This is a genomic window from Anaerococcus octavius (genome assembly GCF_900445265.1).
Taxonomy (GTDB): domain Bacteria; phylum Bacillota; class Clostridia; order Tissierellales; family Peptoniphilaceae; genus Anaerococcus; species Anaerococcus octavius.
Map to the genome: position 1 here is coordinate 558,070 of NZ_UFTA01000002.1, position 25,545 is coordinate 583,614.

At 28.9% G+C, this 25,545-nt stretch carries 28 protein-coding genes and 1 pseudogene; 26 read left to right on the plus strand and 3 right to left on the minus strand.

Going from position 1 to position 25,545, the window contains the following annotated elements:
• Positions 1 to 18: 18 nt before the first annotated feature.
• The 20 genes and pseudogenes from DY249_RS02890 to DY249_RS02985 all read left to right on the plus strand — a co-directional run bounded on the left by DY249_RS02890 (position 19) and on the right by DY249_RS02985 (position 14,981).
• Entirely contained in the window at positions 19 to 1,137 is a 1,119-nt protein-coding gene (locus tag DY249_RS02890; protein ID WP_115595122.1) for a cysteine desulfurase family protein, read from the plus strand.
• A complete protein-coding gene (thiI, locus tag DY249_RS02895) occupies positions 1,137 to 2,297 on the plus strand; it encodes a tRNA uracil 4-sulfurtransferase ThiI (RefSeq protein WP_115595123.1) in 1,161 nt (386 codons plus the stop codon). Before DY249_RS02890 ends, thiI begins: the two co-directional genes overlap by 1 nt.
• Positions 2,298 to 2,404: 107 nt before the next feature.
• Positions 2,405 to 2,719, plus strand: coding sequence for a 50S ribosomal protein L21 (gene rplU / locus DY249_RS02900; RefSeq protein WP_115595124.1), 315 nt, complete (start codon positions 2,405 to 2,407; stop codon positions 2,717 to 2,719).
• Positions 2,719 to 3,030, plus strand: a complete 312-nt coding sequence (locus DY249_RS02905) for a ribosomal-processing cysteine protease Prp (RefSeq protein WP_115595125.1) — start codon at positions 2,719 to 2,721, stop codon at positions 3,028 to 3,030. Before rplU ends, DY249_RS02905 begins: the two co-directional genes overlap by 1 nt.
• 10 nt (positions 3,031 to 3,040) lie before the next feature.
• Positions 3,041 to 3,334 (plus strand): 50S ribosomal protein L27, encoded by a 294-nt coding sequence (gene rpmA / locus DY249_RS02910; protein WP_101540041.1) that lies wholly within the window; start codon positions 3,041 to 3,043, stop codon positions 3,332 to 3,334.
• Positions 3,335 to 3,389: 55 nt separating this feature from the next.
• Positions 3,390 to 4,670 carry a GTPase ObgE gene (gene obgE, locus DY249_RS02915; RefSeq protein ID WP_115595126.1) on the plus strand — a complete coding sequence of 427 codons (1,281 nt, stop codon included), beginning with the start codon at positions 3,390 to 3,392 and terminating at the stop codon, positions 4,668 to 4,670.
• A gap of 13 nt (positions 4,671 to 4,683) precedes the next feature.
• Positions 4,684 to 4,968 carry a ribosome assembly RNA-binding protein YhbY gene (gene yhbY, locus DY249_RS02920; RefSeq protein WP_115595127.1) on the plus strand — a complete coding sequence of 95 codons (285 nt, stop codon included), beginning with the start codon at positions 4,684 to 4,686 and terminating at the stop codon, positions 4,966 to 4,968.
• A 9-nt stretch (positions 4,969 to 4,977) separates the two neighbouring features.
• Positions 4,978 to 5,574, plus strand: a complete 597-nt coding sequence (gene nadD, locus DY249_RS02925) for a nicotinate (nicotinamide) nucleotide adenylyltransferase (RefSeq protein WP_101540044.1) — start codon at positions 4,978 to 4,980, stop codon at positions 5,572 to 5,574.
• Entirely contained in the window at positions 5,567 to 6,121 is a 555-nt protein-coding gene (gene yqeK, locus DY249_RS02930; RefSeq protein ID WP_101540045.1) for a bis(5'-nucleosyl)-tetraphosphatase (symmetrical) YqeK, read from the plus strand. Before nadD ends, yqeK begins: the two co-directional genes overlap by 8 nt.
• Positions 6,114 to 6,422 (plus strand): ribosome silencing factor, encoded by a 309-nt coding sequence (rsfS, locus tag DY249_RS02935; RefSeq protein ID WP_101540046.1) that lies wholly within the window; start codon positions 6,114 to 6,116, stop codon positions 6,420 to 6,422. Before yqeK ends, rsfS begins: the two co-directional genes overlap by 8 nt.
• A gap of 27 nt (positions 6,423 to 6,449) precedes the next feature.
• Entirely contained in the window at positions 6,450 to 7,076 is a 627-nt protein-coding gene (locus DY249_RS02940; protein ID WP_101540047.1) for a DUF655 domain-containing protein, read from the plus strand.
• An 8-nt stretch (positions 7,077 to 7,084) separates the two neighbouring features.
• A complete protein-coding gene (locus tag DY249_RS02945; RefSeq protein ID WP_101540048.1) occupies positions 7,085 to 7,495 on the plus strand; it encodes an RrF2 family transcriptional regulator in 411 nt (136 codons plus the stop codon).
• Positions 7,492 to 10,106: pseudogene (gene alaS, locus DY249_RS02950) on the plus strand (alanine--tRNA ligase). The gene DY249_RS02945 and the pseudogene alaS overlap by 4 nt, the downstream one beginning before the upstream one ends.
• A gap of 10 nt (positions 10,107 to 10,116) precedes the next feature.
• Positions 10,117 to 10,377, plus strand: a complete 261-nt coding sequence (locus DY249_RS02955) for an IreB family regulatory phosphoprotein (RefSeq protein ID WP_101540050.1) — start codon at positions 10,117 to 10,119, stop codon at positions 10,375 to 10,377.
• Positions 10,370 to 10,789: a Holliday junction resolvase RuvX gene (gene ruvX, locus DY249_RS02960; RefSeq protein ID WP_115595128.1), complete on the plus strand. Its 420-nt coding sequence runs from the start codon at positions 10,370 to 10,372 to the stop codon at positions 10,787 to 10,789. Before DY249_RS02955 ends, ruvX begins: the two co-directional genes overlap by 8 nt.
• On the plus strand, positions 10,782 to 11,024 hold the full coding sequence (locus DY249_RS02965; RefSeq protein WP_115595129.1) for a DUF1292 domain-containing protein: 243 nt from the start codon (positions 10,782 to 10,784) through the stop codon (positions 11,022 to 11,024). The genes ruvX and DY249_RS02965 overlap by 8 nt, the downstream gene beginning before the upstream one ends.
• Complete coding sequence (locus DY249_RS02970; protein ID WP_101540053.1) at positions 11,014 to 11,451, plus strand: Fur family transcriptional regulator; 438 nt, start codon at positions 11,014 to 11,016, stop codon at positions 11,449 to 11,451. Before DY249_RS02965 ends, DY249_RS02970 begins: the two co-directional genes overlap by 11 nt.
• A gap of 2 nt (positions 11,452 to 11,453) precedes the next feature.
• Positions 11,454 to 13,148 (plus strand): ribonuclease J, encoded by a 1,695-nt coding sequence (locus tag DY249_RS02975; protein ID WP_101540054.1) that lies wholly within the window; start codon positions 11,454 to 11,456, stop codon positions 13,146 to 13,148.
• Positions 13,120 to 13,746, plus strand: a complete 627-nt coding sequence (locus DY249_RS02980) for an O-methyltransferase (RefSeq protein ID WP_101540055.1) — start codon at positions 13,120 to 13,122, stop codon at positions 13,744 to 13,746. The genes DY249_RS02975 and DY249_RS02980 overlap by 29 nt, the downstream gene beginning before the upstream one ends.
• 2 nt (positions 13,747 to 13,748) lie before the next feature.
• Positions 13,749 to 14,981: a peptidase U32 family protein gene (locus DY249_RS02985; RefSeq protein WP_115595130.1), complete on the plus strand. Its 1,233-nt coding sequence runs from the start codon at positions 13,749 to 13,751 to the stop codon at positions 14,979 to 14,981.
• A 45-nt stretch (positions 14,982 to 15,026) separates the two neighbouring features.
• Here the strand turns inward: DY249_RS02985 and DY249_RS02990 are convergent, their stop codons facing one another.
• Together DY249_RS02990 and pepT are read right to left on the minus strand one after the other, a co-directional pair.
• On the minus strand, positions 15,027 to 15,311 hold the full coding sequence (locus DY249_RS02990; RefSeq protein WP_101540057.1) for a hypothetical protein: 285 nt from the start codon (positions 15,309 to 15,311) through the stop codon (positions 15,027 to 15,029).
• A 58-nt stretch (positions 15,312 to 15,369) separates the two neighbouring features.
• Positions 15,370 to 16,590, minus strand: a complete 1,221-nt coding sequence (gene pepT, locus DY249_RS02995; protein ID WP_101540058.1) for a peptidase T — start codon at positions 16,588 to 16,590, stop codon at positions 15,370 to 15,372.
• A gap of 86 nt (positions 16,591 to 16,676) precedes the next feature.
• On the opposite strand from pepT, the gene dut reads away from it, so the two are divergent.
• The 6 genes from dut to DY249_RS03025 are packed head-to-tail and all read left to right on the plus strand — an operon-like array spanning position 16,677 to position 24,320.
• Positions 16,677 to 17,108: a dUTP diphosphatase gene (dut, locus tag DY249_RS03000; RefSeq protein WP_101540059.1), complete on the plus strand. Its 432-nt coding sequence runs from the start codon at positions 16,677 to 16,679 to the stop codon at positions 17,106 to 17,108.
• A complete protein-coding gene (locus tag DY249_RS03005) occupies positions 17,108 to 17,644 on the plus strand; it encodes a hypothetical protein (protein ID WP_115595131.1) in 537 nt (178 codons plus the stop codon). Before dut ends, DY249_RS03005 begins: the two co-directional genes overlap by 1 nt.
• A 60-nt stretch (positions 17,645 to 17,704) precedes the next feature.
• The gene (gene mutS, locus DY249_RS03010; RefSeq protein WP_115595132.1) at positions 17,705 to 20,314 is read left to right on the plus strand and encodes a DNA mismatch repair protein MutS; all 2,610 of its coding nucleotides are present in this window, start codon (positions 17,705 to 17,707) and stop codon (positions 20,312 to 20,314) included.
• Positions 20,314 to 22,116, plus strand: coding sequence for a DNA mismatch repair endonuclease MutL (gene mutL, locus DY249_RS03015; protein WP_172540049.1), 1,803 nt, complete (start codon positions 20,314 to 20,316; stop codon positions 22,114 to 22,116). The genes mutS and mutL overlap by 1 nt, the downstream gene beginning before the upstream one ends.
• Positions 22,106 to 23,053: a tRNA (adenosine(37)-N6)-dimethylallyltransferase MiaA gene (gene miaA, locus DY249_RS03020; RefSeq protein WP_115595134.1), complete on the plus strand. Its 948-nt coding sequence runs from the start codon at positions 22,106 to 22,108 to the stop codon at positions 23,051 to 23,053. The genes mutL and miaA overlap by 11 nt, the downstream gene beginning before the upstream one ends.
• On the plus strand, positions 23,043 to 24,320 hold the full coding sequence (locus DY249_RS03025) for a methionine gamma-lyase family protein (protein WP_115595135.1): 1,278 nt from the start codon (positions 23,043 to 23,045) through the stop codon (positions 24,318 to 24,320). The genes miaA and DY249_RS03025 overlap by 11 nt, the downstream gene beginning before the upstream one ends.
• A gap of 13 nt (positions 24,321 to 24,333) precedes the next feature.
• Here DY249_RS03025 and DY249_RS03030 read toward each other — a convergent pair whose 3' ends face one another.
• Positions 24,334 to 25,320: a tyrosine recombinase XerC gene (locus DY249_RS03030; protein ID WP_115595136.1), complete on the minus strand. Its 987-nt coding sequence runs from the start codon at positions 25,318 to 25,320 to the stop codon at positions 24,334 to 24,336.
• Positions 25,321 to 25,545: the final 225 nt, after the last annotated feature.

Here is a 25,545-nt window from a genome sequence, read left to right on the forward strand (position 1 = left end):
AAAATAAGAGGTATATAAATGATTTATTTAGATAACGCAGCTACAACTAAAATATATAAAAAAGCACAGGATGCTAGGGCTATGGCTGAAGATCAAGCTTTTGCAAATTCCTCATCAATTCATAGTTTTGGAATGAAATCTAATAATCTTTTAAAAGAATCCAGACAAATAATAGCTAATGTTATTGGATCAAAAGCTGATGAGATTTATTTTACAAAGGGTGCTACAGAAGCAAATAACATTGCAATATCCTCTTTAAGTGGCGAATATAATATTGCAATAACTTCATCTATAGAACATTCTTCTGTATATGCTAGTTACAAAAATAATATATATAAAGATGTAATTTATTTAAAAAACGATAGCCATGGTTTTATTGATATAGATTGTTTAAAAAATAATTTAAGTGAAGATGTAAAAATAGTTTCAATTATATATGCAAATAATGAAACAGGAACTATCCAAGATATAAGAAAAATTAGTGATATTGTTAAATCTTATAATAAAGATATTGTTATGCACATAGATGCTACTCAAGCTATGGGTAAGATTTCATGTGATGTAAATAAATTGAATGTTGACTTAATGAGTTTTTCAGCCCATAAATTTCACGGACCAAAAGGTGTTGGTGGATTATATGTTAGAAAGGAAGTCTTAAATAAAATAAAACCAGTCCTATATGGAGGTTACCAACAAGTAATTTCAAGTGGAACTGACAATCATCCTGAGATTTATGCTATGGCTATAGCTTTAAAAGAACAAATAGATGCAAATGAATTTAATTATGTAAATGATCTAAACCAATATATGAGAGAATTAATTAAAAATAATATTAGTGACTATATTATTAATAGTCCAGATCACGACTATTCACCATATGTCTTGAGTGTTGGATTTGCTAAAATAAAATCAGAAGTATTGCTTCATATGCTAGAGAATAAGGATATATTTGTATCCAGTGGTTCTGCTTGTTCTAAGGGTAATAATAACCGTATATTAGAAGCTTTGAATGTAGATTCAAAATACAGTGATGGTGTAATCAGATTTTCTTTTAATGGTGAAAATACAAAGGAAGAATTAGATTATGTTATAGATGTTTTAAAAGATTCTATAGAAGAAATAAGAAGGGTTATGTAATGCAAACACTATTATCAGTAAGCTTTGGTGAACTTTTTTTAAAAGGTGCAAATAGAAAAACTTTTTTTAATAATGCTTTAAGTCATATTTTAGCTAATATTAAAGATATAGGATATGAAGATACTTATGTAGAAAGTGCAAAACTTTACATAAAAGCTAGTGAAGATAAATTTGATGACTTAATAAAAGAAATTGAGAAAGTCTTTGGCATAGCTTATATAGATGAAGTATATAGAGTAGACAAAAATCTTGATGATATTTTTGATGCTGCTAAGTATATTGTAGAAAAAAATTATTCTGAAGTTAATTATACATTTAAAGCAGATACAACTAGAGTAGACAAATCATTTGAATTTGATTCTCCAAAAATAAACGCCATGCTGGGAGATTATTTGCTTGATGAATTTGATAATCTTTCAGTTGATATTCACAATCCAGATTTTAAAGTATATGTAGATATAAAAAATAATGCTTATGTATATTCTAAAAGACATAAGGGTCTAGGTGGACTACCAATAGGTAGTAGCGGTGAAGGATTACTTTTACTTTCTGGAGGAATAGATTCACCTGTAGCTGGTTTTATGATGGCAAAACGTGGTATGAGAGTTAATGCAGTTCACTTCCATTCCTATCCATTTACATCCAAACAAGCTCATCAAAAAGCCGAGGACTTGGCAAAATTAATGTCGTATTATACAGGACCACTTAAATTTTATTCAGTAAATTTAGCAAATATTTATAAGGAAATTGCTACAAATTGCGATAGAAGAGAAACTACTATTCTTTCAAGAAGATTTATGATGAGAATATCAAATTTGATTGCTGAAAAATATACTTACCAAGCCTTTATCACAGGAGAATCACTAGGACAAGTTGCTTCTCAAACATTAGAATCTATTACAGTTATAGAAGAATCTGCTAAATTTCCTATCCTAAGACCACTAATCGCCTTAGACAAGCAAGATATAATAAATACTGCGATAAATATAGGCACTTATGACAAATCTATAGAACCCTTTGATGATTGCTGTTCAATATTTGCACCAGATAAGCCAGTTACCAAACCAAAATTTAAATATATACAAAGATCTGAAGAAAAATTAGATATACAAAAACTTGTCGATGAAGCTATTGATACTATGGAAATTATTGAAATTTAAGTTTTATTTGACAATCAAATAAAAAGATAGTATCATTTTAAGGTAAACCGCTCAGTTTAGGTACTGATCACCTAAACTGGCGAGAATCTAAGAATAAGGAGGAGCCCATGTACGCAATTATAAAAACAGGTGGCAAACAATACAAAGTATCAGAAGGGGACTTAGTAAGAGTTGAAAAACTTCCTTACGAAGTTGGCGAAACTGTTGAATTTGATGAAGTACTATTAGTTGCAAACGATAGCGATATTAAAGTTGGATCACCAACTGTAGCAAACGCAAAGGTATCTGCAACAATAGAAGATCAAAACAAAGACAAAAAGATTATCGTTTACAAATACAAACCTAAAAAAATGTATAGAAAAAAACAAGGACACAGACAACCTTATACTTTAGTTAAAATTGATAGCATCTCTGCTAACTAATGATTAAAGTAAATTTAATCTATAACAAAGACATTTTCAAAGGATTTGAAATTACTGGCCATGCAGACTATGATGAACACGGTAAAGATATAGTTTGCGCAGCAGTATCTATGCTAGCTTATACAACTGTAAATTCTCTTGATAGTTACGATTATGAGGTAGAATTTAGTGATGATGAAGAAACTATGAAACTATTAGTAGAAAATCCATCTCACGATTCAGAAGTAATTTTAAATACTTTTAACACAGGTATTTGGACACTAACACAAAGTTATAGTGACTTTGTAGAAGCTTACAAAACTATAATATAAGGAGATATAAATGATTTTAAATATTAACTTACAAAGATTTTCTAGTAAAAAAGGGGTATCTTCTTCTAAAAACGGTAGAGATTCAGAAAGTAAAAGACTTGGTACAAAAAGAGCAGATGGTCAATTTGTAAATGCTGGATCTATTATCGTTAGACAAAGAGGAACAAAAATTCACCCAGGTAACAATGTTAAAAAAGGTGGAGATGATACTCTATACGCATCTTGCGAAGGAATCGTAAAATTTGAAAGAAAAGGACGTGACAGAAAACAAGTTTCTGTTTATCCAAAACAAGATATTGCTTAAAAATTAATAAGCCTGCCTTTTCGGCAGGCTTTTTTTCATATGAAAGGATATTTATATGATAGATTTTGCAAAAATTAATCTAAAAGCAGGCGATGGTGGTAATGGAGCTGTTGCATGGAGACGAGAAAAGTATGAACCAACTGGCGGTCCTGCTGGTGGTGATGGAGGAGATGGAGGTAGCATAATAATAAAAGCTACTAGAAACCTATCTACCCTAGATGATTTTAAATACAAAACAAAATATAAAGCAGAAAACGGACAACCAGGTGGTAAATCTAAAAAATTTGGTAAAAAAGGTGAAGATTTAATTCTAAAAGTACCAGTTGGTACTATCCTTAGAGAAGCTGAAAGTAACACGATTATAAAAGACTTTAAAACTGATAATGAGGAGTTTTTAATAGCTAAAGGTGGTAAAGGTGGTAGAGGAAATGTTCACTTTAAAAATTCTATCCGCCAAGCACCAAGATTTGCTGAAAATGGAAAAAAAGGCCAAGAAATTGATCTTATAATGGAACTAAAAGTTCTAGCAGATGTGGGACTTGTAGGCCTACCAAATGTTGGTAAATCCACATTAATATCTGTAATTACATCAGCAAAACCCAAAATAGCTAATTATCATTTTACAACAATTGATCCAAATTTAGGAGTTGTAAATATTGATAAAGAAAGATCATTTATTGTAGCTGACATACCAGGGCTAATAGAAGGTGCCAACGAAGGTCAAGGCTTAGGTCATGATTTCTTAAAACATATAGAAAGATGTAGAGTTTTAGTTCATTTGGTAGATATTTCAGGGATAGAAGGTCGTGATCCAATAGCTGATTTTACTTTAATAAATGAAGAATTAAAATTATATAATGAAAAATTAGCTGATAAACCAATGATCATAGCTTTAAATAAAACAGACCTAGACTTTAATGACAATGCTTCTAAATTTATGGAAGAGTTTGGAAGTGACTATAAGATATTTAAAATATCTGCGGCTACAACTGATGGAATAAAAGATTTATTAGATGCAACATATAATTTACTTTTAGAATCAGAAAATAAAAAATTTGATCTTATTGAGGATATTGATGATAACTTCCTTAACGATTATTACAATAGGGAAGTAGAGTACGACTTACAATTTGCAAAAGAAAATGGTATTTATTTAGTTTATGGTAAAAGAATAGATAATCTTTTAGAAAGAGTAAATCTAGAAGATTATGATTCTAGAATGTACTTTGAAAGTAAATTAAGAGAAATGGAAGTTTTTGATAAACTTATAGAAATGGGAATTGAAGAAGGAGATAGTGTTGCTGTAGGTGATATTGTCTTTGAATACTTTGAATAGGAGGTAAGTAAATATGCTTACAGGAAAACAACGTGCTATGCTAAAAGCAGAAAGCCATGATTATAAACCAGTTGTAAATATAGGTAAGTTTTCTTTAACTGATGATGTTATAAATGCGGTTGAAGAAGCATTAGAAGCACGTGAATTAATAAAAATAAAAATTTTGAATAATAATATGGATGACCCAAATGAAATATTACAAGAATTACTAGAAAAATTAGGTGCGAAATTTGTAAATCATGTGGGTAATATATTTACTATATATAGAAAAAACGAAGATAATAAATTTGAACTTTGAGGGGATAAAATGAAAATTGGTCTTTACGGTGGAACCTTTGATCCCATTCATATAGGTCATTTAATTGTATTGGAAAATACACTTAATTTTATGGGCCTAGATAAAATAATAGTTCTTCCAAGCTCGAATCCACCACACAAACAAAATAAAAAAAAGACAGATACAAGTATTAGGGTAGAAATGGTTAAAGCTGCTATAGAAGATAATCCGAAATTAGAGTTGTCTACTTTTGAAGCTAATGATGACTCAGTCATCTATACTCATCAAACTTTAGATTATTTTAAAAATAAATATCCTGAGCATGAGTTTTATTATATTATGGGTGAAGATTCATTTATGACAATTGATTCATGGAGAAACTATGAAAAAATTTTAAATGATCATCTTATAGTTTTTGCAAGAACAAGCATAGAAAAAGATAGTGATTTAGTAAAAAAATTTGAACAAATCAAAAAAGACAATGAAAAAATTTACCTAATTGATAACCTAAATATAAATATATCTTCTACCCTTATTAGAGATTTAGTAAAAGAAAACAAAAGTATCAAATATTTAGTTCCTGATCCAGTCTATAAGCTTATAAAGGAGTATGAATTATATGTATAATTTAGAGGCTTGGGAAGATAAACTAATAGCAGATATTGGTAAAAAAAGATTCAATCATTGTAAGAGAGTTATGAAAATGGCTTTGTTATTAAATAGTGACATCGAAGAAGATAAGGTAAAAACTGCAGCTATTTTACATGATTGTGCTAAATATAACGAAGATAAATATATGATGCTCTACGGCGAAAATATCGATTCTTATCAGTTACAGTTTAAAGCTGTATTACATTCTTTTTTAGGAGCAGAAGTTGCCAAAAAAGAGTATAATATAAATGATAACGATGTATTGGATGCAATTAAATACCACACTACAGGCAGAGAAAATATGACACAGCTTGATAAGATAATCTACTTAGCTGATGCCATAGAAGAAAAAAGAAACTACCCAGGTGTAGATCATATAAGAAAGCTTGCAAAAAATGATTTAGATGAGGCTATTTTATATAGCTTAGATCATAATATTACTTATATAATCGAAAAAAATGATTTGATTCATCCACTTACAATTGATGCAAGAAATTACTTGATTAAGGAGAAAAATGAATAAATTAGATATAATACTAAAAGTTTTAGATGATAGAAAAGCTGAAGATGTAAATGTATTAGAACTTAAAGATTCTTCAATTGCAGACACATTTGTAATTGCTACAGGTACATCAGTTATTCAAACTAAAGCTCTTGCGGATTATATAGAAGAAGAGCTAGATAAAAATGGCTTTTCTCTTTTATCTAAGGAAGGATTAAGGGAAGGTGAGTGGATATTAATGGATGCAGATGACATTATAATCCATATTTTCACTCAAAGACAAAGAGAATTTTATGGCATAGACGATTTATGGGAAGAGTAATCTTTTCATAAATCTCCTGGTATCATAATGGAAAACAAAAATAAAGATAAAATAATAATCGGATTAATTATTGCCTTAGCTATAGCTATTGGCAATAATTTTATAAAAGAAAAACAAGGCGATAGCCTTAATGAAAACTTTACTTTACTAGATAAAAATGAAGATGATTTATTATTAGAGGATGAAACAGATGATGATGCAAAAGAAAATGAAGCAATGAAAGTACATATCACAGGCCAAATTAATAGAGAAGGTGTCTATGAAATAAAAGACGGTGATAGACTTGAAGATTTGATAAATAAAGCTGGTGGACTTAGTCCTGATGCTGATAGCAAGTCTTTAAATTTGGCCATGAAATTAGAAGATCAGATGAAGATATACATACCTAGTAAAGATGAAATTCTAGACCAAGAAGATGCTAGTACTGATCAAATAATTTCTAACGCAGATCCAAGTTCTCAAGAAGGAAAAATTAATATAAATGAAGCTAGTAAAGAGGAGCTGATGACTTTGCCAAATATTGGTGAGAAAAGAGCTCAAGCCATTATTGATTATAGAGAAAGCAAAAAATTTGAAACTATTGAAGAAATAAAAAATGTAACTGGCATTGGAGATAAATTTTATCAAGCAATGCAAGATCTAATAACAGTATAGGTGGTTAAATGAAATTATCAACTAGAAGCAGGTATGGATTAAGAGCAGTTTGCTACTTAGCTGAAAATGAAGATAAGGGCTATATACCAGTATCAGAAATTTCAGAAAAACTAAATCTTTCAGAAAATTACTTAGAACAATTAGTTAGACTTCTAAAAAAAGAAAATATTGTAGAATCAAGTAGAGGTCCAAAAGGTGGCTATAAATTAACTAAAAATCCAGATGAAGTAACAGCTGGAGAAGTAATCAGGGTATTAGAAGGTGATTGGAACATAACAGGATGTTATCCAGATGGACATTGTGAAGATAAGTGCAATGCCTACTTTGCCTTTTATAAAATAGATGAAGCAATAAATGATACTATAGATTCCATAACTTTAAATGAGATAATTAATAACAAAGTTGAGGTAGAAAAATGAAAAACTTAGGAATGAATGATCTTAGAAAATCATATATTGATTTTTTTGGGAAAGAAAAAGGCCATACTATATTAAAATCTTTTCCACTAATTCCACAAAATGATGAGTCATTGTTACTCATAAATGCAGGTATGGCACCATTAAAACAATATTTTACTGGTGAAAAAAAGATAAAAAATAACAGAGCAACATCATCTCAAAGATGTGTAAGGACTGGAGATATAGAAAGAGTTGGTAAGACTGAACGCCATGGTACTTATTTCGAAATGCTCGGAAACTTTTCATTTGGAGACTATTTTAAAAGAGAAGCTATAACTTGGGCTTATGAATTTTTAACAAAAAAAGTTGAAATTGATAGAAATGATCTTTGGGTAACAGTTTATCTTAATGATGATGAAGCTTACAATATTTGGAAAGATGAAGTCGGCATTAGTCCAGATAGAATATTACGCCAAGATAAAGATGAAAATTTCTGGGAATTAGAAGTAGGTCCTTGTGGTCCATGTTCTGAAATATATGTTGATAGAGGTCCAGACCATGCTATAGATGAAAATGATAATGCCCCAGGAAATGATAATTCAGATAGATTCCTAGAAATATGGAACTTGGTATTCACTCAATTTAATAAAGATATAGAAGGCAACTATATTCCATTAGCTCATCCTAATATAGATACAGGTATGGGTCTTGAAAGAATAGCAATGGTTGTTCAACAAAAAGATAATATTTTTGAAATAGATGTAATGCAAGATATCATATCAGAAATAGAAAAAGTTTCTGGAGTAAAATATAAAGAGAATAAAAAATGTGATGTATCTATAAGGGTTATTGCTGACCATGCAAAGGCTATGACATTTTTAGTATCAGATGGTATTATTCCTTCAAATGAAAAACGTGGATATGTTTTAAGAAGACTTATTAGACGTGCTTATAGACACGGTAAACTTTTAGGTATAAAAGGAGAATTCTTATCACAAATAGTATCTGAAGTTATAGAAACTTATAAAGTAGAATATGAAGAATTAGAAACTAATAAAGACAATATCATAAAAATTATTACAGATGAAGAAGAAAGATTCCAACATACCATTGACTCAGGACTTGAAAGATTAAACTCATTAATTGATGAAATGAAAAAAAATGGCGAAACGGTTCTAGACGGTAGTGAAGCTTTTAAACTTTACGATACTTATGGGTTTCCATTAGATCTTACAAAAGAAATTTTAAATGAAGAAAACTTTGATTTAGATGAAAATAAGTTTAGTGAGGAAATGGAAAATCAAAGACAACTAGCTCGTAATGCACGAAAATCAGACTCAGGATGGTCTTTAGATAATATAGTTACAGATGGCATTGATCCTACAGAATTTGTTGGTTATGATATTTTAAAAGTAGAAGCAAATATTTCAAATATTTTTGATGAAAGTGAAAATATTTCATCGCTAAATAAAGGTGATAAGGGTATAATATTATCTGATAGGACTTCATTTTATGCTCAAGGTGGCGGACAAGTAGCTGACACTGGATTTATTTATAATCAAGGTGGGAAAGCAAAAGTTACAGATGTTCAAAAGAAAAATGATGTGTTTTTCCATTCAGTAGAAGTTGTTGAGGGAGAAATAAAAACAAATCAAAAATACACATTTAAAGTTGACCAAGAGCGTAGATACGATATAACAAGGAACCATTCAGCAACACACTTGCTAGACCAAGCATTACGAGATGTATTGGGAGATGAAATTACTCAAGCAGGGTCATTGGTTGATGAAAATAGACTAAGATTTGATTTTACTTATAATGAATCTTTAACAAGTGAAGAAAAAAGAAAAATCGAAGATATAATAAACAAAAAATAAGAGAACAATTACCAGTTGTTAAACAAATAGTAAGCTTTAAGAAATCCCAAGAAATGGGAGCTATAGGACTATTTGAAGATAAATATAAGGAAAATGTTAGAGTAGTATCTATAGGAGATTACTCTAAAGAATTATGTGGTGGATGCCATGTAAATAATTCATCAGAAGTACTTATATTTAAGATCGTTTCAGAATCTTCTGTATCAGCAGGAGTTCGTAGAATTGAAGCGATTACAGGTAAAAAAGTTTATGAACTTTTACAAGATCAAAAACAAAGCTTAGATGAGATAGCTTATAATTTGAATGCAAAACCAAATGCAATTATTCAAAAAATAAAATCTCTAGAAGATGAATTAGAAAATCAAAAAGAAGAAATCAAAAGATTAAAATCATCATCTCATAAAGATATATATAAAGATTTAGGAAATAATGTAGAATCAAGAGATAATATGAATCTACTAATTCATAAATTTGAAAATGTATCTACGGATGAACTTCGTGATTATGAAAATAGATTAAAAAATGATTTTGAAAATTTAGTTATAGTCTTTGCAAGTGTAATAAATGAAAAAATTATATTTACAGTAACTGTAGATAATAGTCTGACAGATAAGTATGACGCAGGTAAAATTGTTAGAGAAATTAGTCAAGTAGCAGGTGGAAATGGCGGAGGCAAGAAAAACTTTGCTCAAGCTGGAGGAAAAGATATTTCAAAAGTTGATGAAGCTTTAGAAAAAGCACATGAACTCATCTAAAGGAGTTATTATGACAGAAAAACATGACTTTAATGAAACAATAGCTTTCAAGCCAGAAAGAGAAGATGAAAAAGATATAAGAGAAATATTGACAACTGTATATGATTCTCTAGAAGAAAAAGGTTATAAGCCAACAAGTCAAATAGTAGGATATCTATTATCAGGTGATCCAACATATATTACTGCTCATAATGGAGCACGTAAATTAATACGTGCTGTTGATCGTGACGAAATCATCGAAGAATTATTAAATAATTATATCAATGACTAGGATAATGGGTCTTGATGTGGGAGATAAAACAATAGGGGTTGCTTTAAGCGACCCTATGTTTTTGATAGCAAACCCACTAGAAACTATAAAAAGAAAAAAAGCAAGTTTGGATATTAAAAGACTTGTTGAAATAATAGATGAATATGATGTAGAAACAATTGTAGTAGGTCTGCCAAAAAATATGAATAATTCTATTGGACCACAATCTATGAAAGTAATGAGCTTTGTTGATCTTTTGAAAAAACAAACAGACAAAGAAATTATCTATCAAGATGAAAGAATGACAACTATACAATCAGAAAGAGTATTAATTGATATGGATGTCAGACGTGAAAATAGAAAAAAACATATAGATAAGATCGCAGCAAGCTTTATTCTACAGACATATTTAGATGGGAGAAGGAATGGATAGTATTGTTTTATATGATGAAGATAATAATGAAGTCGAATTTAATATAATAGATACTTTCGGAGTAGATGACAAAAATTACTGCGCTTTGCAACAGTATGATGATGAATTGATAATGATTATGGAAGTCATTAATGACGAAGAACAAGTAGTATTCAAATCAATTGAAAATCAAGAAGAACTTGATGAAATCATCAGCTTGTATGAAGAAATGAAAGAAGACAGTAATGGAAACTAATGAAATTAGAAAAATTTTTGATGAAAATAATCAAAAATTCACGAGGCAAAGAGAAATAATTTTTAATGTATTAAAGGAAAGCTCTTCAAAACATGTCACACCAGAAGAATTATTTTCAAAAGTACACGAAGAAAATAAGCAAGTAGGTATAGCTACTATATATAGAACCTTAAATTTATTTGAAGAACTAGGCATTGTAAGTAAACAAGAATTTACAGATCAAGCTTATACCTATGAACTAATAGATCCTATAAATGATCACCACGATCATATGATATGTACAAACTGTGGAAAGATCATAGAAGATGAATTTTTATCAAATAAAGAATTAGCAGATTCATTAAAAGAGGAATATGACTTCCAGTTAAACAATTATTCATTAAGAATTTATGGAATTTGCTCCGATTGCAGAAAAAATAAGGAGTAAAAATGTCAAATGAAAAGAAACTAAGGCTGATTCCCCTAGGTGGAATGCAAGAAATAGGTAAAAACTGCTCTATCATAGAATATGGTAATGATATGGTTATGATAGACTGTGGATTAACTTTCCCAAATGAAGAAATGCTTGGAGTAGATATAGTAATCCCTGATTTTACTTATGTAGAAGAAAACAAGAAAAAATTGGGAGGGATATTTGTAACTCATGGTCATGAAGATCATATTGGTGCTATCCCATATTTTTTAAAAAATGTAGATACTAATGTATATTGTTCAAAATTAACAAAAGGACTTTTAGCAAATAAGTTTAAAGAACATAACCTAAATCCTAATAAAATAAAAATGGTTAATGTAAATAATAAAGTAAAAGTCGGTGAACTAAGTGTAGAGTTTATAAGAGTAAGTCACTCTATACCGGATTCATGTGCAATAGCTGTAAAATCACCAGTTGGAACAATTTTATTTACTGGTGACTTTAAGATGGACTTTACACCAATAGATGGAGATCCAACAGATATTCAAAGAATAGCCGAACTTGGTAAAAAAGGTCTATTAGCATTATATTGCGATAGCACAAATGTTGAAAGGCCAGGATATTCTATCAGTGAAAAAGAAGTAGGAGATACTTTTATAAGAATATTTGGGCAAGTGACAGGTAGAATAATAGTTGCAACGTTTGCATCAAATCTTCATAGAGTTCAACAAATAATATATGCAGCTGAAAAATACAATAAAAAAGTTGCACTCTCCGGTCGTTCAATGATGAACAATGTGAGAATTGCAAGTGAACTTGGTTATTTAAATGTGAAGAATAACACAATTATTGATATGAAAAATGTCAAAAATTATGCTGATGATGAAATTGTAGTATTATCAACAGGTACCCAAGGAGAGCCATTATCTGCCTTAACACGTATGGCAAATCATGAGCATAAACAAATACATTTAAATGAAACAGATACAGTAATCCTATCATCATCAGCCATTCCAGGTAATGAAATAGCAATTAATAATGTAATTAATAAGCTAACAACAATTGGTGTAAATATTATTTACTCATCTCTTGAAAGAGTACATGCATCAGGTCATGCATGCCAAGAAGAAATCAAATTAATGTATCAATTAGCTACACCAAAATTTTTAATTCCTGCTCACGGTGAGGCGAGACAACTTCATACACATCGAGATTTAGCAATTGATATGGGAATGGATAAAGATAATATTCATATAATTGAAAATGGTGATGTCGTTGAATTTACTAAAAAATCAGCAAAAGTTGTAGGTAAAATTCAAGCAGGAAATGTTCTTGTAGATGGATCTGGTATAGGTGATGTAGGAAATATTGTATTAAAAGATAGAAAACATTTATCAGAAGATGGATTAATGGTTGTATCTATTACATTCGATAGAAATACGCAAACACTACTTGCAGGTCCCGAAATAGTATCTCGTGGTTTTGTTTACGTAAAAGAAAACCAAGATATAATTGAAAATGCCAAAGAAGTTGTTATAAGATCATTTGAAAAATGCCAAAAAGATGAAGTTAGAGCTATTAGCCAAATAAAATATCAAATAAGAGAAGATCTAAAATCTTATTTATATAATGAACTTGGACGTGATCCAATGATCTTACCAGTAATATCAGAAGTAGAAAATAATGAAATATATAAATTATCCTCATACTAATTTATATTTGCAAAATTTAATTGAAGATAGGGATTTTCTTGAATTGCGTGAATATGCATTAAAAGAAAATGTACCTATAATGAATGTTGAGACTAAAGAATTTATTAAAACCATTTTAATAAGCAAAAGACCAAAATCAATTTTAGAAATTGGATCAGCTATAGGTTATTCAGCTCTTGTATTTGATAAATATACTGATGCAGAAATAACAACTATAGAATTAGATGAAGAAACAGCAAACATAGCAAGAGATAACTTTAGCAAATATAATGCAAAAATAAATCTAATAAATAAAGATGCACAAAAAGCCTTGAGTGATTTAAATCAAGGCTTTGATTTTGTCTTTATAGATGCAAATAAGAGCCGCTATATGGATTATTTTATAGAAACATCCAAACTGTTGAATGATGGTGGAATAATTATTGCTGATAATGTCTTGTTTAAAGGAATGGTTGTAAATGATGATTATGTAGATAAGCGCATGATTACCATAGTAAAGAGATTAAGAAACTATCTTGCCTATGTAATGGACAGAAAGGATTTTCAAACTACAATTATTCCTATAGGTGATGGTTTAACTTTAAGCATAAAGGAGTAGAAATGTCAGAAAAAAAAGTTGAGTTACTTGCCCCCGCTGGGGATATGGAAAGATTAGAAGCTGCTGTAAAATTTGGAGCTAATGCGATATTTATGGCTGGTGATAGCTTTGGTTTACGTGCAAATGCTAAAAACTTTGACCGTGAAGCTATGAAAAAAGCTGTAGATTATGCCCACGAAAATGGTGTAAGAGTACACATTACAATGAATATAGTACCTCATGATCAAGATATGATAGGTCTTGAAGAATATTTACATTTCTTAGATAAAATAGGTGTAGATGCCTTAATTATTTCAGATCCAGGAATATTTTCGATCGCTAAAGAGTTAACGAATATTGACCTACACGTATCTACTCAAGCATCTGTAACAAATTCAGCTACTGTAAACTTTTGGTATAATATGGGTGCAAAAAGAGTAATATTAGCTAGAGAATTATCATTAGAAGAAATTATAGAAATTAGGAATAATACACCAAAAGACTTAGAAATTGAAGTTTTCGTTCATGGTGCAATGTGTATTTCTTATTCGGGAAGATGTTTATTAAGTAACTATATGACAGGTAGGGATGCAAATAGGGGAGATTGTGCTCAGGCTTGTAGATGGAAATATTCTATACAAGAAGAAAATAGACCAGGAGAATATTATCCTATAAAAGAAGATGGTTCCGGAACCTATATTATGAATTCTAAAGACTTATGCCTAATAGATGAGATAGATAAATTAATAGAAGCTGGAATCGATAGCTTTAAAATAGAAGGAAGAATGAAGACTGCCTTTTATGTGGCTACGGTAATTAGATCATACAGGCAAGTAATAGATGCTTACTATGAAGGAAATTATAATGAAGAAACTGTACAAAAATATTATAATGAACTTCAAAAAGCTAGTCATAGACATTACACAAAAGGATTTTTCTATAAAAAACCTGATAGCGAAGACCAAATCTATGAAAACTCATCATACATTAGAAAATATGACTTTATCGGAGCAGTATTAGAATATAATTCCCAAACAAAAGAAGCGGTGATTGAACAAAGAAATAGGTTTTTTAAAGGTGAAGAAATAGAAATATTTGGTAACTCAAAAGATTTTTATTATTATACAATAGATAATATGAGAAACGCTAAGGGCGAAGAGATAGATGTAGCAAATAAACCAAAAGAAAAAATTTATATGACTATAGATTTGCCTTTAGAAGTGGGGGATATACTAAGACGTGCAATTAATGAATAAATTTTAATTAAAAAAAGAGCCTAATAATTGGCTCTTTTTGATTGTTTATTTATCTTCATCTGAAGGATTTTCTGAAAGTTCATCAACTCTTGTTCTTCTACCTTCAGCTGTTGGGCCAGAAACGTATCCAGCTTCATCTACATCTGTGTTTCTGTATTCTGTATCTGTATTATATTTTACGTCAGGATCGTTACTACGATCTGTTTCTTCTGAGTTTTTAGCAACATTATCTAATTCTTCGTCGCCTTTATATTGGCTAGAACCAGATTCTTTTCCTGTTTTTGGATCTGCAATTTTGTTGTCTTCTTCATATTTTTTTTCTTCAGTCATTTTAAAACTCCTTTATAATGCATTTAGTAATATTATACCCAACTTAATTATATAATACTTAACAATCTTTAGCAATTACTTTTACTATTTCTATAATAGTTTCGGAAGATTTTTGTAAAAATTCTATAGGTAAAATTTCATATACACCATGGAAGTTTAGTCCGCCAGCAAATATGTTAGGGCAAGGTAGACCCATGAATGATAATTTGGAACCGTCTGTACCTCCACGGATTGGACTAATTAATGGTTCTATATCTAAGTTTTCCATAGCTTTTTTAGCATATCCAACTATTTCAGGCTTATCTTTTAGTACTTCACCCATGTTGTAGTAACTATCTTTTATTTCTACTTCAATTATATTGCCATATTTGTTATTTAAATAGTCTTTATTAGCCATAAATTGTTTTTTCATATTTTCAAATTCTTCTCTATCATGGTGACGTATAATATACTCCATTTTTGTATTTTCTATATCACCTTTAATATTTGTTAAATGATAGAAACCTTCATAGCCTTCAGTGTGTTCTGGTCTATTCACTTCACCTAGTAATCTATCGAATTCAAATGCAACTGTTGTAGAGTTGATCATAGTATTTTTTGCAGAACCTGGATGGACTGATTTACCCTTTATATTTACTTTTCCAGCAGCTCCGTTAAATGTTTCGTATTCTAGTTCGCCAATATATCCACCATCTATTGTGTAGGCAAAATCTGCTCCAAAGTTTTCAACATCAAAAGTATCAGCACCTGTTCCTATTTCTTCATCTGGAGTAAATGCAATTTTAATATCACCGTGTTCTACTTCAGGATTATTTACAAAATATTCTGCCATATTCATAATAGCAGCTACTCCTGATTTATCATCAGCACCTAATAAAGTTTCTCCACGTGTAGTAATTAGTGTTAAACCTTCTAAATCTTTTAAAACAGGGAAGTCTTCAACAGTTATTGATCTTTTGTCATTTAATTTTATATCTCCACCTTTGTAATCAATGATTTGTGGATCATCAATCTTACCTGGCATTTCTGGAGATGTATCCATATGAGCTATAAATCCAACTTTTGGTAAATCTTTATCAGTATTTGCTTTTATTTCAGAAAAAACAAAGGCTTCATCATTAATAGTTACTGTAAGGCCTAGTTCTTCTAGTTCTTTTTTTAATTCTTTTGCCAAAACCCATTGACCTTCGCTAGAAGGTTTTTGCTCATCTCCATTTTCTGGATCACTTTGTGTGTCAAATGTAATGTAGTTTAAAAATCTTTTAGTTATATTATCCATAATCTACCTCTTTTCTTAAAATAACTATACTTTGCTTTGTAATTTGAGCAAAGATTGGTATACTAATCTTTAGTGAAGGTGATTAAATGAAGGAAAAATTAAAAATAGTGACAGATAATAAAATACCTGTTTATGCGACTAAAGAAGCAGCTGGTATAGACTTATATTGTTCTAACAAAGAAGATATTAAGATAAAAGCAAAAGAAACTGTAAAAATTGATACTGGCTTAAAAGTACAAATACCAAAAGGATACTTTGGAGCTATTTACCCACGTTCATCAACTGGCGTTAAAAAAAAGTTAATGCTTGCTAATACTGTAGGAGTTATAGACTCTGATTACAGAGGTGAAATAATTATTTATTTTTATAATTATGGTGATCAAGAACAAGTTATAAAAAACGGGGATAGGCTGGCCCAACTTGTCATACAACCTTATCAACAATTAGAAATTGAAGTTGTTGAAAGCCTAAATGAATCTGATAGAGGTGAGGGTGGCTTTGGTTCCACTGGTAGATAATGGCTAATAGAAAAGTTAATAAGAAGTTAAAAAAGAATAAGTATAGGCTAATGATAGCCGTTTTTGCAGTATTAATAGTTTTTCTTATAGGTTTTTTAATTAGAAAACATAATGTTGAAAAGGCAATTAGCAAATATGATAGTGAGATATTAATTGTTAAAAGTGATGGAAACCAATTGGATTCTTTAACCTTAAAAGAAATTCGAAAATTAGGTGCTGAAAAAAAATCGGTTTATTTAAATAATGGGCTAGAAAAAGTAGATATAGAAGGTGTAGCTATCGAAAAAATAATAGGGAAGCTAGATGTTAATTTAAAAGATAGAGCATTTTTAATAGTTGAAGATAACAATGGCAATCAAAAAAGAATATCTATGTCAGCAGCGTTAGAACCTGAAAGAGTTTATTTAGTATATAAAATGGATGGAGAACCAGTTTTTGATATAAGTCAAAATTATGGAAAAATGCTGATTATTGATACAAATGCTGAATCTACAACATCTTGGGTTAACGATGTAAAAACCTTGGATATAGAATAAAACTCACCCAGAGGGTGAGTTTTTTTTATGGTATAATGTATGCTAGAAGAGGAATAGACTATGAAAGATAATTTTACTTACGAAAAACTAACACCTATGTTAAAACACTATGTAGATGTTAAACAAAATTTTAAAGATGCTCTCTTACTTTATAGGGTAGGAGATTTTTATGAAACTTTTTTTGATGATGCAATTATAACAAGCAAGGCTCTTGCTCTTACATTAACAGGAAAAGAATGTGGACACGAAAAAAAGGCTCCAATGTGTGGAGTACCACATCATGTTATAGATAACTATGTTAGTAAGCTTGTAAAAAAAGGATACAAAGTAGCTCTCTGTGACCAAATAGAGGATCCTAAACAAGCAAAAGGTTTAGTAAAAAGAGCTATAACTCGTGTTATAACCCCCGGAACTATTACAGATATGGAATCTTTAGATAATCGTGAAAATAATTATTTGCTATCTATCTTTCAAAATAAATTTGGTCTATCTCTATCATATTGTGATATATCTACAGGAGCTTTATTTACTATAGAGTTAAAAGGTTCTGATGATTTTATAGCAAAACAATCAATAGATCAAATAGAAAAAATAAATCCTTCTGAAATTATAATAAATGAAAATTATAGTCTTAAAGATTTATCTAAGTATTTAAATCAAAATACAAATATTTTCAAAAATTATATTGAAGATGATTTAAAATACGAACAAAGATCAGAAACCATTGTAAACTATCTAGGTGAAGAAAATATTAAAAAAATTGAGAATAAAAGATTATCGATAGTATCTTTAGCTAATTTATTAAACTATATTTATAAGTTTTATGATGATAAGCTAAGGCACATCAATAACATAGAAGTTTTAGAAATTTCAAATTACTTAGAACTTGAAGCAAATACAAGAACTAACTTAGAGCTTCATAGAAATTTAAATAATAACTCCAAAGATGATACTGTTTTAAAAATTTTAGATAGAGCAGATACAGTAATGGGGTCTAGAATTATAAACGAATGGTTAGAAAGACCCCTAGTTGATATTGAAAGAATAAATCGAAGACTAGATATTGTAGAATATTTTTATAACAGTCCAATTGACTCGCAAAATATTTCTAATTATTTAAATGATATTTATGACTTAGAGAGATTGGTAGCTAAAATTTCTTATAAAAGAGCAAATGCTAGAGATCTAATATCATTAAAAAATTCTCTTAAAAATATTCCTAAACTAAAAAAGTATTTAGAAAAAAGTGAAGATGAAAATATTGCGAATCTTGGTCTAAATATACCTAATGTAGAAAATCTCTATGAAATATTAAGAAATTCTATAGTTGATGATCCACCTATTTCTATTACTGAAGGTGGAATAATAAAAGAATCTTTTAGTGAAGACCTAGATATTTTAAAAAATGAATCAGAAGGTGCATTAAATAAACTTACACAGTATGAATCTGAACAGCGAGATAAAACAGGGATAAAAAATTATAAGATAGTATTTAATAAGAATAATGGTTATTCTATAGAAATAACCAAAAGTAATTTAGATAAAGTTCCTGATAATTATATACGAAAACAAACTTTAAAAAATCAAGAAAGATATACCACAGAAACATTAGAAAATCTGTCAAATCTAATACTTGGTGGCAAAGATAAAGTTAACGATTTAGAATATCAAATTTTTAATCAAATTCGTGATGAAATATTAGATCAAACACTAATGCTACAATCTCTTGCAAAAATGATTGCAAATATCGATGGTCTTAATACCCTTGCTAGGGTAGCTGTCTTAAATAATTATGTAAGACCCAGACTTACTAATAAAAATGAAATAACAATTAGAGATGGCAGGCATCCAGTTATTGAAGATAATCTTAAAGAGAATGAATTTATTGCTAATGATACAAAAATCGGTCAAGCAGATAATTTGATACAAATAATTACTGGTCCAAATATGGCTGGTAAGTCTACTTATATGAGGCAGATGGCAATTATAATAATATTAGCACAAATGGGTTCATTTGTACCTGCTTCTTTTGCTGAAATAGGAGTATGTGATAAAGTATTTACTCGTATAGGAGCCAGTGATAATATTTCAAAAGGTGAATCTACCTTTATGCTAGAGATGAATGAAGTATCAAATATATTAAAAAATGCTACGTCACATTCATTCGTTATTTTAGATGAAGTAGGTAGAGGTACATCATCAGATGATGGTCTGAGTATAGCTATGTCTTTAGTAGAATATATATCTAAAAAAACTAGATTTAAGACGGTATTTGCAACTCATTTCCATGAGCTGACAATTTTAGAGAACGAACTAGATAATGTAAAAAATCTAAAAATTGAAATTTTAAAAGAAGATAATAACCTTGTATTTTTAAGGAAAATAAAAGAAGGAAAATCAGATCGCAGTTATGGGATAGAAGTTGCTAAACTAAGCGGATTGCCTGATGAGCTTATCAAAAACGCTCAGAAATTTATGAAAAAAATAGATGAAGATAAATTAATAAACTTGGATAAATCAAACAACATAAAGAACACAATGAGTGAGATAAGTGATTATAAAATAAATGAGATTAAAGATATATCATCAAATGTCAATATAAATGAACTTACTCCTATAGAAGCAATTAATAAACTAAATGATTTAGTTGAAAGGATAAATCAATTATAATGCCAATAATGAAGCTAGATAACAGGACAATTGAACAAATTGCAGCAGGCGAAGTAATTGAATCTCCGGTTTCTGTTGTTAAAGAATTAGTAGAAAATTCTATAGATGCCGGAGCTAAAAATATAGTAGTAGAAATAAAAAAAGGCGGCAAATCTTATATTAGAGTTACAGATGACGGAGTGGGCATAGCAAATGATCAAATGTCATTAGCTTTTCAAAAACATACTACATCTAAAATCAAAAATTTTTCGGACCTATATGATATATACTCATTAGGTTTTAGAGGTGAAGCACTATCAAGCATAGCATCAGTAAGCCATGTATTAGCAATTTCTAAAAGTGAAGATGATGAAATTGGTAAAAAATTAGAAATAAAAAATACAAATCCAACTGAATCATCAATTGCTACAAATAATGGAACAAGTATCGAAGTTATGGATTTATTTAATAATGTACCTGTGAGAAAAAAATTTCTTAAATCTGATATAGCTGAATCTAATGCCGTATCTAAATTGATGTACTCCTTAGCAATTGCTTACAATAATACATCAATAAAATATATTAAAGATGGTAGAGTAGAGTTTAAAACTATATCCCAAGATCCCCTAGATATAAAAATAGCAAATCTTTTAGATGATAATCTAAAGGATAATCTTATAGAAATAAATGATAAAAATAATTTATATCAAATAGAAGGATATGTTTGCAAATCTAATTATTATAGAGCTAGTAGATTATTACAATATATTTATGTAAATAACAGACTTATAGATAGTAGTATTATTACAAAAACTATAGAAAAACAATATAGATCATTTATTCCACAAGGAAGATTTCCTGCCTTTTTTATTTTTATAAATACAAATCCTAAAAACATTGATGTAAATGTTCATCCCAATAAAAAAACAATAAAATTTTCTTATGAAGATGAGCTCTTAGATTTAATTGACAACGCCATTTATAAAGTTTTAAATAAAAACTTAGAGCCAAATAAAATAAATCTTAAAGAAAAAAATAAAGATAAGATTCCAGACTTATCAAACTATCAAAATCTTTTAGATAATTATAGTGGATTTAGTATAGTTAGAGAAGAAAAATCTAGCTACGAGGATAATAATTTTTTTAATGAGAAAACTAATATAAATGTAAATAAATCAACAAATAACAAAGACAAAGAAAATATAAATAATAAAAAAAATACCACTGAATACAAAGCTTTTGAAAATACATTTATTAAAAGTAATTCATTTTTGTATCTAACAAATATTTTTGATAGATATACAATATTTAAAACTAATGAAAATAAAATATATATTATGGACAATCGTAGAGCTGACCAAGCTCTTAAATTTAGTAAATATATATCGGAAGTAGAAAATTCCAAACCTGATTCTCAGATACTGCTACAACCACTAATTATAAAATTAAGATCAGAAGAAAAAAGCTTATATAATAATAAAATGGAATTTATATTAAGTCTTGGTTTTGATATAGAAGTATTTGGAGAAAATCAGTTAATTGTTAGAGCTGTTCCTCAGATTTTTGAACAAACAGTAAGCGAAAATCTTATAAAAGAATTGATTGACATGAATATAAGTAGTAAAAGTGAGTTTTTTTATAAAGATATCTATAAACTAATAAAACAGAATTCCTTTAGAAAAGGTGATAGATTAAATAAAGAAACTGCCGAAAAATTAATAGATGATTTATTTAAATTAGATAATCCTTTTAAAAGTTATGATGGAAAAACAGTTATTTTAGAAATAGAAGAAGATACTTTGGAGAAATATTTTGACAGATAATGTTATAATTATTACCGGACCTACTGCAAGTGGTAAAAGCGATATTGCAATTAATGTTGCAAAAGCTTTTGATGGAGAGATAATCTCTGCAGATAGCCAGCAGGTTTATAGACAAATGGATATCGGTACTAATAAGATAAAAAATGATCATTCTATAACTCATCATTTAATCGATATTATAGATCCTAACGAAAATTTTAGTGTTGAGGATTTTTCAAATAAAGCTACAAATATTATAAGAAAAATAAATGAAAAAGGTAAAGTTGCAATAGTAGCGGGTGGAACAGGTTTTTATATAGATTCCCTTATATTTGATATGAATTATGGAAAAGTCAAGCAGAATCCTGAATTTAGAGAAAGATTACAGAATTTAAACGGTAAAAAAGAAAATAATTATTTATATGAAAAATTATTAGAGATTGATCCTCTAACGGCAAAAAAATATCATCCAAATGAAACAAATAGAATAATAAGATCTCTTGAAATATACAATTCTACTGGTAAAGCTCCATCTGAAGTAAGAACTGGTGAAAAAAGATTAAATAAAGATATAAATCCAATTCTATTTTTTTTAAATTATAAAGATAGATCGGAAGTTTATCAAAAAATTAACAATCGTGTTATAAAAATGATAGATAATGGATTGATTGAAGAGTTTGCAGAAGTAGTAAAGGAATATGATTTAAATCAAGCTTCTCAATCAATGGCAGCTATTGGTTATAAAGAAATTTTTCCGTTTATAAACGAAGAAATTGATATAGATGAATTGATTGATCTTATTCAAAAAAATACTAGACATTATGCAAAACGTCAAATTACATGGATGAAACGTTACTTAAAATACAATTTTGCTCATGAAATTATTATGGATAATTTAGACACAAACGATGCAACAGATATAATTATTAGCACAATAAAGGATACATATGAATTTTAACGATATATATAATCACTATAATATTGATCCAGCATTTGATGATCTTATTAAAAATGCTGAAAATAATTTAGGAAATGATTTTGATAAATTAGAAGAAATATCAGAATTTAATCAGTTAAAGGTATTAAAAGCTTTTAATAAAAATAATTTAAATACACAAGATTTTATTTCTGCGACTGGTTATGGTTATGCAGATACCGGTAGAGAAAAAGTTGAAAAAATATTTGCAGATGTATTTAAATCTGAAGATGCTCTTGTAAGACCGAGTATTGTAGCTGGTACTCATGCTTTATCCTTAGTTTTATTTTCCTTACTAAATCATGGTGACAAGATGGTTGCAGTTACAGATGATCCATATGATACTATGCAACAAGTTATTGGTATTGTTGGCAATAAAAAAGGTAACTTACTATCAAAAGGAGTTGTGTACGACAAACTTTCATTAGATAACGATAATAAAATAGATTATAAAAATATAGCTAAAATCATTGATAAAGATACAAAGCTCGCTTTAATACAAAGATCAACTGGTTATACTTTAAGACGTGCTTTTACTATTGATGAAATAAAAAGAGCTGTTTACGAAATAAAAAAAACAAATCCAAATACAATTGTTTTTGTAGATAATTGCTACGGAGAATTTACAGAAGATAAAGAACCTATAGAAGTAGGTGCTGATATAGTAGCTGGATCACTTATTAAAAATTTAGGTGGAGGTATCGCTATAACTGGCGGTTATATTTGCGGTAAGGCTGACTTAATAGAATATTGCGCTAATACCTTGACTGCTCCAGGTATTGGTAAGGATGAAGGTTTAAGTTTTGGTACAACAAGACACGTGCTGCAAGGTTTATACTTTGCTCCTCATATTATAAAAGAAGCTATAAAAGTAGGATTATTATTTGGTAAAGTCTTTGATAAGCTCGGATATGATGTAATACCAAAAGTTGACGATCCACGTAGTGATATAGTCCAATCAATTATATTTAAGGATCCAGATAAGGTAATTACTTTTTGTAAAGCTATTCAAGAAGCAGCAACAGTTGATTCAAATTTAGTTCCAGAACCATTTCCTATGCCAGGTTATGAAGATCCAGTCATAATGGCATCTGGAGGATTTGTTGAAGGTGCTACTTCAGAATTATCAGCCGATGGACCACTACGTGAACCGTATGTAGCATATTTACAAGGTGGATTGAATTATTACCACGGAAAGCACGCTCTAAAATGCGTTTTAAGCAATTTTAAAAAACTAGGATACATATAGGTAGCCTAGTTTTTTATATTTCTAAATCAGAAAGTGGGTTTTTATTGATTGCATTTTTTAAATCCTCATCTTCAAGATGAGTGTATATTTGAGTGGTGGAAATATTGGTATGACCTAATATATCTTTTAATGCTCTAATATCTACATTACCATATTTATACATTAAGGTAGCTGCAGTATGACGGAGTTTATGAGTAGAGTAGATTGATGTATCAAAGCCTGCTTTTTTTAAATACTTTTCAATTGTAGATTGAACTGTTCTATTAGAGATTCTTTTTTTTCTTGTAGATACGAATAAGGCATCTACATACAAATCTTCTAAGTAATCTTTTCTTATTCTAAGATAATGGTGAATAAGTTTTAATGCATTTTCGGTTAAGTAGATGGTTCGTTCCTTATTTCCTTTACCAATTATTGTAAAATGATCATTTTCGATATCTGAAACATTTATACTAACAAGTTCTGATAAACGCATACCTGTAGTTAAAAAAGTAAAAACTATTGCCATATCACGAGCCCTTAGAAAATCATTTTTTTCTGTATTTATAGCATCTAATAGTTTCTCGGTTTCATCTAAAGTGAGGTAGACTGGCTGTCTTTTGCTAATTTTTGGATTTTTTAGTTTCACTGTTATATTTTTATCAATAACTTCAATTTCTTGGTATAAATAATTGTAAAAAGACTTGATAGCTGATATTTTCCTAGATCTTGTGGTAGAATTATCATTTTTTTCGTTATCGAGGTAGGATAAATAAGCATAAAAGTCAGTTATTTTCAGTTCTTGTAAGAATTTTGCGTTTATAATTTTATTGATTTCATTAGATTTAAATTCTTTTTCATAAAGATTTATATCTCCGAAATATGTTTTTCTTATAATTTGATATTCAAAAAATACTAGTAGATCATAAGAATATTCTTTTATGGTCTTTGGAGAAAGTCCTCGTATTGATTTTAAATAACTTAAATAATCGGTAAGTATTATGGGTTTTTGTTCAATCATAATATAAAATTCCTTTCTTTATAATAAAAATGATGTTTTCTAAAAACTTATGATTAAATTTTACCTCTATCAAAATTTTATGCAATTATTGCACAAAATTATTATTTTGTGCAATAATTTATATCTGTGAATCTCTTTCCTTTTGGGTTTATTTTAAATAATTAAATAAATTTATATAAATATATGTTATCTCTTTTTTATTTGGATATTTTAAAAATATATAAT

What these genes read in the sequence shown, in the direction of transcription:
- DY249_RS02890 (WP_115595122.1), top strand. Translation starts at nt 19, where the DNA reads ATGATTTATTTAGATAACGCAGCTACAACTAAAATATATAAAAAAGCA.
- thiI (WP_115595123.1), top strand. Translation starts at nt 1,137, where the DNA reads ATGCAAACACTATTATCAGTAAGCTTTGGTGAACTTTTTTTAAAAGGT.
- rplU (WP_115595124.1), top strand. Translation starts at nt 2,405, where the DNA reads ATGTACGCAATTATAAAAACAGGTGGCAAACAATACAAAGTATCAGAA.
- DY249_RS02905 (WP_115595125.1), top strand. Translation starts at nt 2,719, where the DNA reads ATGATTAAAGTAAATTTAATCTATAACAAAGACATTTTCAAAGGATTT.
- rpmA (WP_101540041.1), top strand. Translation starts at nt 3,041, where the DNA reads ATGATTTTAAATATTAACTTACAAAGATTTTCTAGTAAAAAAGGGGTA.
- obgE (WP_115595126.1), top strand. Translation starts at nt 3,390, where the DNA reads ATGATAGATTTTGCAAAAATTAATCTAAAAGCAGGCGATGGTGGTAAT.
- yhbY (WP_115595127.1), top strand. Translation starts at nt 4,684, where the DNA reads ATGCTTACAGGAAAACAACGTGCTATGCTAAAAGCAGAAAGCCATGAT.
- nadD (WP_101540044.1), top strand. Translation starts at nt 4,978, where the DNA reads ATGAAAATTGGTCTTTACGGTGGAACCTTTGATCCCATTCATATAGGT.
- yqeK (WP_101540045.1), top strand. Translation starts at nt 5,567, where the DNA reads ATGTATAATTTAGAGGCTTGGGAAGATAAACTAATAGCAGATATTGGT.
- rsfS (WP_101540046.1), top strand. Translation starts at nt 6,114, where the DNA reads ATGAATAAATTAGATATAATACTAAAAGTTTTAGATGATAGAAAAGCT.
- DY249_RS02940 (WP_101540047.1), top strand. Translation starts at nt 6,450, where the DNA reads ATGGAAAACAAAAATAAAGATAAAATAATAATCGGATTAATTATTGCC.
- DY249_RS02945 (WP_101540048.1), top strand. Translation starts at nt 7,085, where the DNA reads ATGAAATTATCAACTAGAAGCAGGTATGGATTAAGAGCAGTTTGCTAC.
- DY249_RS02955 (WP_101540050.1), top strand. Translation starts at nt 10,117, where the DNA reads ATGACAGAAAAACATGACTTTAATGAAACAATAGCTTTCAAGCCAGAA.
- ruvX (WP_115595128.1), top strand. Translation starts at nt 10,370, where the DNA reads ATGACTAGGATAATGGGTCTTGATGTGGGAGATAAAACAATAGGGGTT.
- DY249_RS02965 (WP_115595129.1), top strand. Translation starts at nt 10,782, where the DNA reads ATGGATAGTATTGTTTTATATGATGAAGATAATAATGAAGTCGAATTT.
- DY249_RS02970 (WP_101540053.1), top strand. Translation starts at nt 11,014, where the DNA reads ATGGAAACTAATGAAATTAGAAAAATTTTTGATGAAAATAATCAAAAA.
- DY249_RS02975 (WP_101540054.1), top strand. Translation starts at nt 11,454, where the DNA reads ATGTCAAATGAAAAGAAACTAAGGCTGATTCCCCTAGGTGGAATGCAA.
- DY249_RS02980 (WP_101540055.1), top strand. Translation starts at nt 13,120, where the DNA reads ATGAAATATATAAATTATCCTCATACTAATTTATATTTGCAAAATTTA.
- DY249_RS02985 (WP_115595130.1), top strand. Translation starts at nt 13,749, where the DNA reads ATGTCAGAAAAAAAAGTTGAGTTACTTGCCCCCGCTGGGGATATGGAA.
- DY249_RS02990 (WP_101540057.1), bottom strand. Translation starts at nt 15,311, where the DNA reads ATGACTGAAGAAAAAAAATATGAAGAAGACAACAAAATTGCAGATCCA.
- pepT (WP_101540058.1), bottom strand. Translation starts at nt 16,590, where the DNA reads ATGGATAATATAACTAAAAGATTTTTAAACTACATTACATTTGACACA.
- dut (WP_101540059.1), top strand. Translation starts at nt 16,677, where the DNA reads ATGAAGGAAAAATTAAAAATAGTGACAGATAATAAAATACCTGTTTAT.
- DY249_RS03005 (WP_115595131.1), top strand. Translation starts at nt 17,108, where the DNA reads ATGGCTAATAGAAAAGTTAATAAGAAGTTAAAAAAGAATAAGTATAGG.
- mutS (WP_115595132.1), top strand. Translation starts at nt 17,705, where the DNA reads ATGAAAGATAATTTTACTTACGAAAAACTAACACCTATGTTAAAACAC.
- mutL (WP_172540049.1), top strand. Translation starts at nt 20,314, where the DNA reads ATGCCAATAATGAAGCTAGATAACAGGACAATTGAACAAATTGCAGCA.
- DY249_RS03025 (WP_115595135.1), top strand. Translation starts at nt 23,043, where the DNA reads ATGAATTTTAACGATATATATAATCACTATAATATTGATCCAGCATTT.
- DY249_RS03030 (WP_115595136.1), bottom strand. Translation starts at nt 25,320, where the DNA reads ATGATTGAACAAAAACCCATAATACTTACCGATTATTTAAGTTATTTA.